We start from the raw sequence: 5643 nt of genomic DNA, 5'->3' as shown, positions 1-5643 counted from the left end.
CAAGTTCGCGCGCGCCAAGGGCCTGTCCGAAGGCCGGGTGCTGGGCGTGCACCTGCTGAAGAACATCCTGATTCCGGTGGTGACCGTGGCCGGGCTGGAATTCGGTCAGGTGATGGCCTTCGCGGTGGTGACGGAAACGGTGTTCCGCTGGCCCGGCATGGGCAAGCTGCTCATCGATTCCATCATCACGCTGGACCGTCCGGTGGTGGTGGCGTATCTGCTGCTGATCGTGTTTTTCCTGGTCATGCTGAATCTCGTGGTGGACATCATCTACACGGTGCTGGATCCCCGCGTTCGCCTGGATAGCCGACGATGAACCAACCCGCCGTTCCCGCCGCCGAAGCGCCGGCCGCGCCCGAGGTTCCGCCGTGGCGCCGCGTTGCCGGCGATTTCTTCGCCAGCAAGCTTGCGGTGCTGGGGCTGGCGATGCTGGTCGTCGTCGTGGGCGCCGCGCTGCTGGCGCCCTGGATCGCGCCGCAGAATCCCTACGACCTCGCCTCGCTGGACATCCTGGACTCCAAGCTGCCGCCGGGCAGCGAGAGCGGCGACGGCGCCATGCGCTACTGGCTGGGCACCGACGGCCTGGCGCGCGATCTGTTCTCGGCGATTCTCTACGGCATGCGCACCAGCCTGCTGGTGGCCAGCGTGTCGGTGCTGGCCGCCTTCGGCATCGGCGCGACGGTGGGTCTGATCGCGGCTTATTTCGGCGGCCGCATCGACGCGCTGCTGATGCGCATTGTGGATATCCAGCTTTCCTTTCCGGCCATCCTGGTGGCGCTGATACTGCTGGCCATCCTGGGCAAGGGTGTGGACAAGGTGATCATCGCGCTCATTGTCGTGCAATGGGCGTATTTCGCGCGGGCGGCCCGCGGCGCCGCGCTGGTGGAGCGGGGCAAGGAATACGTGGAGGCGGCGCGCTGCATGTCCCTGTCCTGGGGGCGGGTGCTGTTCAGGCACGTGCTGCCCAATTGCATGCCGCCGCTCATCGTCATCGCCACTATCGACCTGGCGCATGCCATCGCGCTGGAAGCCACCCTCTCCTTTCTGGGCGTGGGGGTGCCGGTGACGGAGCCCTCGCTGGGCATGCTGATCTACAACGGCTTCGAGTACCTGCTTTCCGGACAGTACTGGATTTCCTTCTTCCCGGGCATCGCGCTGGCGCTGGCCATTATCGCCATCAACCTGGTGGGCGATCACCTGCGCGACGTGCTCAATCCGCGCAATGTGAACTGAGGGGGAGGAAGATGAACGCGCATGCCGTGGAAAACCCGTCTGGCGCCGCGCCCATTCTCGAAGTGCGCGGGCTGAGGACGCATTTCTTCACCCGTGCGGGCGTGGTCAAGGCGGTGGATGGCGTGGATCTCACGCTCGCGCCCGGCGAGATCCTGGGGTTGGTGGGCGAGTCGGGCTCCGGCAAGAGCATCACGGGGTTTTCGCTGATCGGGCTGCTCGACGAGCCGGGCCGCGTGGTGGACGGCGAGATCCGCTTCAACGGCGAGGATCTGCGCCATGCGTCGGCCGAGCAATGGCGCGCCTTGCGCGGACGCGACATCGCGATGATCTTCCAGGATCCGATGATGACGCTCAATCCGGTGCTGCGCGTGGACACGCAGATGATCGAGGCCGTGCGCGCCCATGCCCGCGTCTCGCGCGAACAGGCGCGCCAGCGGGCGGCCAGCAGCGCGCCGGCCAGGCTGGCCAGCATGACCATGCCGTTCTGGTTCTGCTGCGTCATGCCGCGCGCGATGTGCCGCTGCACCACGTGGCCGATTTCGTGCGCCAGCACGGCGGCCAGCTCGGACTCGCTGTCCGCGGCGACGATGAGGCCGGTGTTCACGCCGATGTAGCCGCCCGGCATGGCAAAGGCGTTGATTTCCGGATCGCGGACGCCGAACATCTCCACGTCGGGCACGGCGCCGGGCGAGTAGGAGGCCAGCTTGCGGCCCATGGTGGTCAGATACTGGGAAAGCTCGGAGTCGTCCACGTAGGTGGGATCGCGCCTGCCCTGCGCCATGATGGCCTGCCCCAGGCTGCGCTCGAGCATGGGCGAGAGTTCGGAAGCCGAGGCCGTTCCCATGGAAGGCAGCCCCACCGGCTGGGCCCAGGCGGCGACCGGCACGGCGGGCAAGGCCAGCGACGCGCACAGGCCGGCGATCAATCCTCGTTTTGCAATCGCGCAAATGGATGGCGTGTTCCTGCGTTTCATAACGCCTATGATAGCGATGAGCCTAAAATGTTTCATCGATACCCCATTCAACGAGGTTTCAATGCGTCCTGTCCGCAAAGCCGTTTTCCCCGTCGCCGGCATGGGTACGCGCTTCCTGCCCGCCACCAAGGCCATGCCCAAGGAAATGCTGCCCGTCGTCGACAAGCCGCTGATTCAATACGCCGTCGAGGAGGCCGTTGCCGCAGGCATCACGGACCTGATCTTCGTAACTGGCCGAAACAAACGCGCCATCGAAGATCACTTCGACTCCGCCCCCGAACTCGAGTCCGACCTGGAAAGCAAGGGCAAGCACGAATTGCTCGCCATGGTGCGCGGCATTCTACCCGCGCACGTGAACTGCCTCTACATTCGGCAATCGGCCCCGCTGGGGCTGGGCCACGCCGTGCTGACGGCCGCGCCCGCCGTGGGCGATGAGCCCTTTGCCGTGCTGCTGGCCGACGACCTCATCGACGCCGACACGCCGGCCATGAAACAGCTCGTGGACGTGGCCATGGCCCAGGACGCCAGCGTGCTCGGGGTGCAGGACGTGCCGCGCGCCGACACGCGCAAGTACGGCATCGTCGCCACCCGCGAGCACGATCCGCAGGCAGGCGGCCGCACCGAGCGCGTCACGCACATCGTGGAAAAGCCCGACCCCGGCGATGCGCCCTCGACGCTGGCCGTGGTGGGCCGCTATGTGCTGGAAGCCGCCATCTTCGACCACCTGCGCTCCATCAAGCTGGGCGCGGGCAACGAGATCCAGCTCACCGACGGCATCGCTTCCATGATGCGCGAGCGGGCGGTGTACGCGCACCGCTACGAAGGCGTGCGCTACGACTGCGGCAACAAGGCGGGCATGTTCCAGGCCACCGTGGCGCTGGGACGCAAGTACCACGGGCTGGAGCCCGAATAAGCGGCTGGCGGGCTCAGGCCGACAGCGCTTTGCCGGGCTTGTTGCGCATGCGCGCCTCGCGGTCCACGCGGCGCAGCCGCCCCCGGCCCGACAGGCGCATCAACGTGCCCAGCGCCACCAGCAGCCCGATCACCTCGACCAGGGCGGCGGGAATCCACATGGTCAGCCCGCCGATGGTCTGGTCGGTCTGGGCCGACATCGGAATGGCCCGGCCGCACAGCTCGAAAATCGGATAGATGTCGCTTTCCGTGAAGGCGATGACGGCGCCCGCGACCATCTGCGGCGCCATGGTCAGGATGGGCGAGATCACCCGCCCGCCGGGCGACATGGCCGCGGGCGGGCTGGGCCGGCGGTCCAGGATGAGATTCCAGTACATGAATCCGCTGATCACCACCGACCAGTTCATCAGCCGGTACAGCCGCCAGTCCAGCATGGAATAGAACTGCACGGCGGGAATCAGCCACACCAGCACCAGGAACACGAACAGGGCCGGAACCAGGATCTTGTGGGTGCAGACCGCCGTCAGCGCCCGGCCCCAGGGAGCGGCAGCCAGCGGCGCAGGCGGGCCCGCCAGGCCAGCGGCAGCCCCGCGCGCATGACCGAGCCCGGAAACGCCGCCATGACGAGCAGCGGCCCCAGGTGGTGGAGCACCAGGTGCTGGATGCGGTGGATGAAGAACATGCGCTCGGCGTAGTAGTCGAGCCGCGTGTGCATGGAGAGATACAGCAGCGCGAGCCCCGTCCAGAACAGCGCCTGGCGCGCCCACGTGACGCGATGCACCCGGCGGCCGCGCGCGAAAAGCGCGATGGCGGCCGCGAAGCCCGCCACCAGCGTGGGAGAGAACTCCCAGGGTATCAGCCATTCGAGAGAATCCATGCGCCCTATCCGGAGAACGGCCGCCCGGCGAAAGACCGCGGGGCGGGCGGCGGACGCACGCGTCCGCCCGGTGATTGTAGTGGAGGCCCGGCGGACGGCGTTCAGTAGCGGTGCGACACCCCCATTCCCGCCCTCGCGGTGCGGGAGCCGCCCGGGTCGAACTGGTTGTCCAACGTGTAATTGCGCGCGTAGCCGGCAAAGCCGTAGAGCGTCGTGCGCCGGGACAGGTCGTAGGTATAGCCCAGCGTCACGACCTGCGCCTTGCGCGCCGTCATGCCGCCGCGCCATTCCCAGTCGGGGCGGGCGATCGAGCCCTGGATGCCGACCTCGGCGGCTTCCTGGACCGCATCGGGTTCCAGCAGGTGGCCTCGGGCGGCACGGGCACGGTCAAGGGCAACGTGACCTGGCGCAACCTGCCCTGGACGCACCGTATCGCCGACCTGTCGGGCGAGGCCGAAGTCAGCCTGGACAAGGGGCGCTTCATGCACGTGAATTCGCGCACCGCGCGCCTGCTGGAGCTGCTGTCGCTGCAATCCCTGCAGCGCCTGGCCCGGCTGGACGTGAACCCGACCAATCTGCTGCGCGAGGGGTTCCCGTTCGATACAGTGCGCGGCCAGCTGAAGCTCGCGGATGGATTGCTGTCCACCGAGGGCTACAAGATCAACGGCCCCGTGGCGGCCATCGTGCTGGCGGGCAGCGTCAACCTCATCCTGGAACGCTGGGACATGAAGGCCGTGGTGATTCCCAACCTGGACGCCAGCGGCGCGGCGGTGGTGACGGCGCTGGCGGTGAATCCGCTGATCGGGCTGGGCGCCTTCGTTACGCAGTGGCTTCTCAAGCAGCCCCTGGCGCGCGCCATGACCGTGCAATACCGGGTGACGGGCAGCTGGGACGACCCGAAGATCGAGCCGGAGGAGGAGACGCAGGCCGGCCCCGGATCGCCCGCGCGCCCGCAGTCCGGCCCCGGCGAAAGCTGGCCCGAGTCCGGCGGGAGCTGACGCGCCGCGAGGCGCAGAAAAACAAAACCGCCACGCGAGGTGGCGGTTCGGTCCGAGGCGCGGAGCCGGTTTATTTCTTCTTCATCATGTCGAAGAATTCGGCGTTGGTCTTGGTGGCGCGCATCTTGTCGAGAATGAACTCCATGGACTGGACCTCGTCCATGTCGTGGATGAACTTGCGCAGCACCCACACCTTCTGCAGCAGGTCGGGCGCGATCAGCAGCTCTTCGCGGCGCGTGCCCGACTTGTTCAGGTTGATGGCGGGGTAGACGCGCTTTTCGGCCAGGCGGCGTTCGAGGTGGACTTCGGAGTTGCCGGTGCCCTTGAACTCTTCGTAGATGACTTCATCCATGCGGCTGCCGGTCTCGATGAGCGCCGTGCCCAGGATGGTGAGCGAGCCGCCTTCCTCGAGGTTGCGCGCGGCGCCGAAGAAGCGCTTGGGGCGCTGCAGGGCATTGGCGTCCACGCCGCCGGTCAGCACCTTGCCCGAGGCGGGCACCACCGTGTTGTAGGCGCGGGCCAGGCGGGTGATGGAATCCAGCAGGATCACCACGTCCTTTTTCATTTCGACCAGGCGCTTGGCCTTCTCGATGACCATTTCGGCGACCTGCACGTGACGGGTGGCGGGTTCGTCGAAGGTGGAGGCCACC

At 67.2% G+C, this 5643-nt stretch carries 5 protein-coding genes and 4 pseudogenes; 5 read left to right on the top strand and 4 right to left on the bottom strand.

What is annotated here, in order from left to right; all coding sequences use genetic code 11:
- The 3 genes and pseudogenes from AD428_RS21735 to AD428_RS25675 all read left to right on the top strand — a co-directional run.
- A partial coding sequence (locus AD428_RS21735; RefSeq protein WP_152968189.1) for an ABC transporter permease occupies positions 1-316 on the top strand: 316 nt, incomplete at its 5' end.
- The gene (locus AD428_RS21730; RefSeq protein WP_053244397.1) at positions 313-1233 is read left to right on the top strand and encodes an ABC transporter permease; all 921 of its coding nucleotides are present in this window, start codon (positions 313-315) and stop codon (positions 1231-1233) included. The genes AD428_RS21735 and AD428_RS21730, both read left to right, overlap by 4 nt.
- 11 nt (positions 1234-1244) lie before the next feature.
- A pseudogene (locus tag AD428_RS25675) lies at positions 1245-1673 on the top strand (ATP-binding cassette domain-containing protein); the annotation flags it as partial.
- Here the strand turns inward: AD428_RS25675 and AD428_RS21725 are convergent.
- A pseudogene (locus AD428_RS21725) lies at positions 1670-2206 on the bottom strand (M48 family metalloprotease); the annotation flags it as partial. The pseudogenes AD428_RS25675 and AD428_RS21725 sit on opposite strands and share 4 nt — an antisense overlap.
- A 61-nt stretch (positions 2207-2267) precedes the next feature.
- Between AD428_RS21725 and galU the strand changes: the two are divergent.
- Positions 2268-3119: a UTP--glucose-1-phosphate uridylyltransferase GalU gene (gene galU, locus AD428_RS21720; RefSeq protein ID WP_053246556.1), complete on the top strand. Its 852-nt coding sequence runs from the start codon at positions 2268-2270 to the stop codon at positions 3117-3119.
- Positions 3120-3132: 13 nt separating this feature from the next.
- Here the strand turns inward: galU and AD428_RS21715 are convergent.
- Both AD428_RS21715 and AD428_RS25670 read right to left on the bottom strand, forming a co-directional pair.
- Positions 3133-3995 (bottom strand): annotated as a pseudogene (locus AD428_RS21715) (cytochrome c oxidase assembly protein).
- A 101-nt stretch (positions 3996-4096) separates the two neighbouring features.
- Positions 4097-4270, bottom strand: coding sequence for a hypothetical protein (locus tag AD428_RS25670; RefSeq protein WP_235491065.1), 174 nt, complete (start codon positions 4268-4270; stop codon positions 4097-4099).
- Between AD428_RS25670 and AD428_RS21710 the strand changes: the two are divergent.
- Positions 4259-4993 (top strand): annotated as a pseudogene (locus AD428_RS21710) (AsmA-like C-terminal region-containing protein); the annotation flags it as partial. The gene AD428_RS25670 and the pseudogene AD428_RS21710 overlap by 12 nt on opposite strands.
- Before the next feature lie 70 nt (positions 4994-5063).
- Here AD428_RS21710 and rho read toward each other — a convergent pair.
- On the bottom strand, positions 5064-5643 hold a 580-nt coding region (rho, locus tag AD428_RS21705; protein WP_152968188.1), incomplete at its 5' end, for a transcription termination factor Rho.

Source organism: Achromobacter sp. DMS1 (assembly GCF_001270295.1).
This window is presented reverse-complemented; position numbering and strand designations above follow the sequence as displayed.

Excerpts from the sequence above, each read along its gene's own strand:
- AD428_RS21730 (WP_053244397.1), top strand. The coding sequence starts at position 313 with ATGAACCAACCCGCCGTTCCCGCCGCCGAAGCGCCGGCCGCGCCCGAG.
- galU (WP_053246556.1), top strand. The coding sequence starts at position 2,268 with ATGCGTCCTGTCCGCAAAGCCGTTTTCCCCGTCGCCGGCATGGGTACG.
- AD428_RS25670 (WP_235491065.1), bottom strand. The coding sequence starts at position 4,270 with ATGACGGCGCGCAAGGCGCAGGTCGTGACGCTGGGCTATACCTACGAC.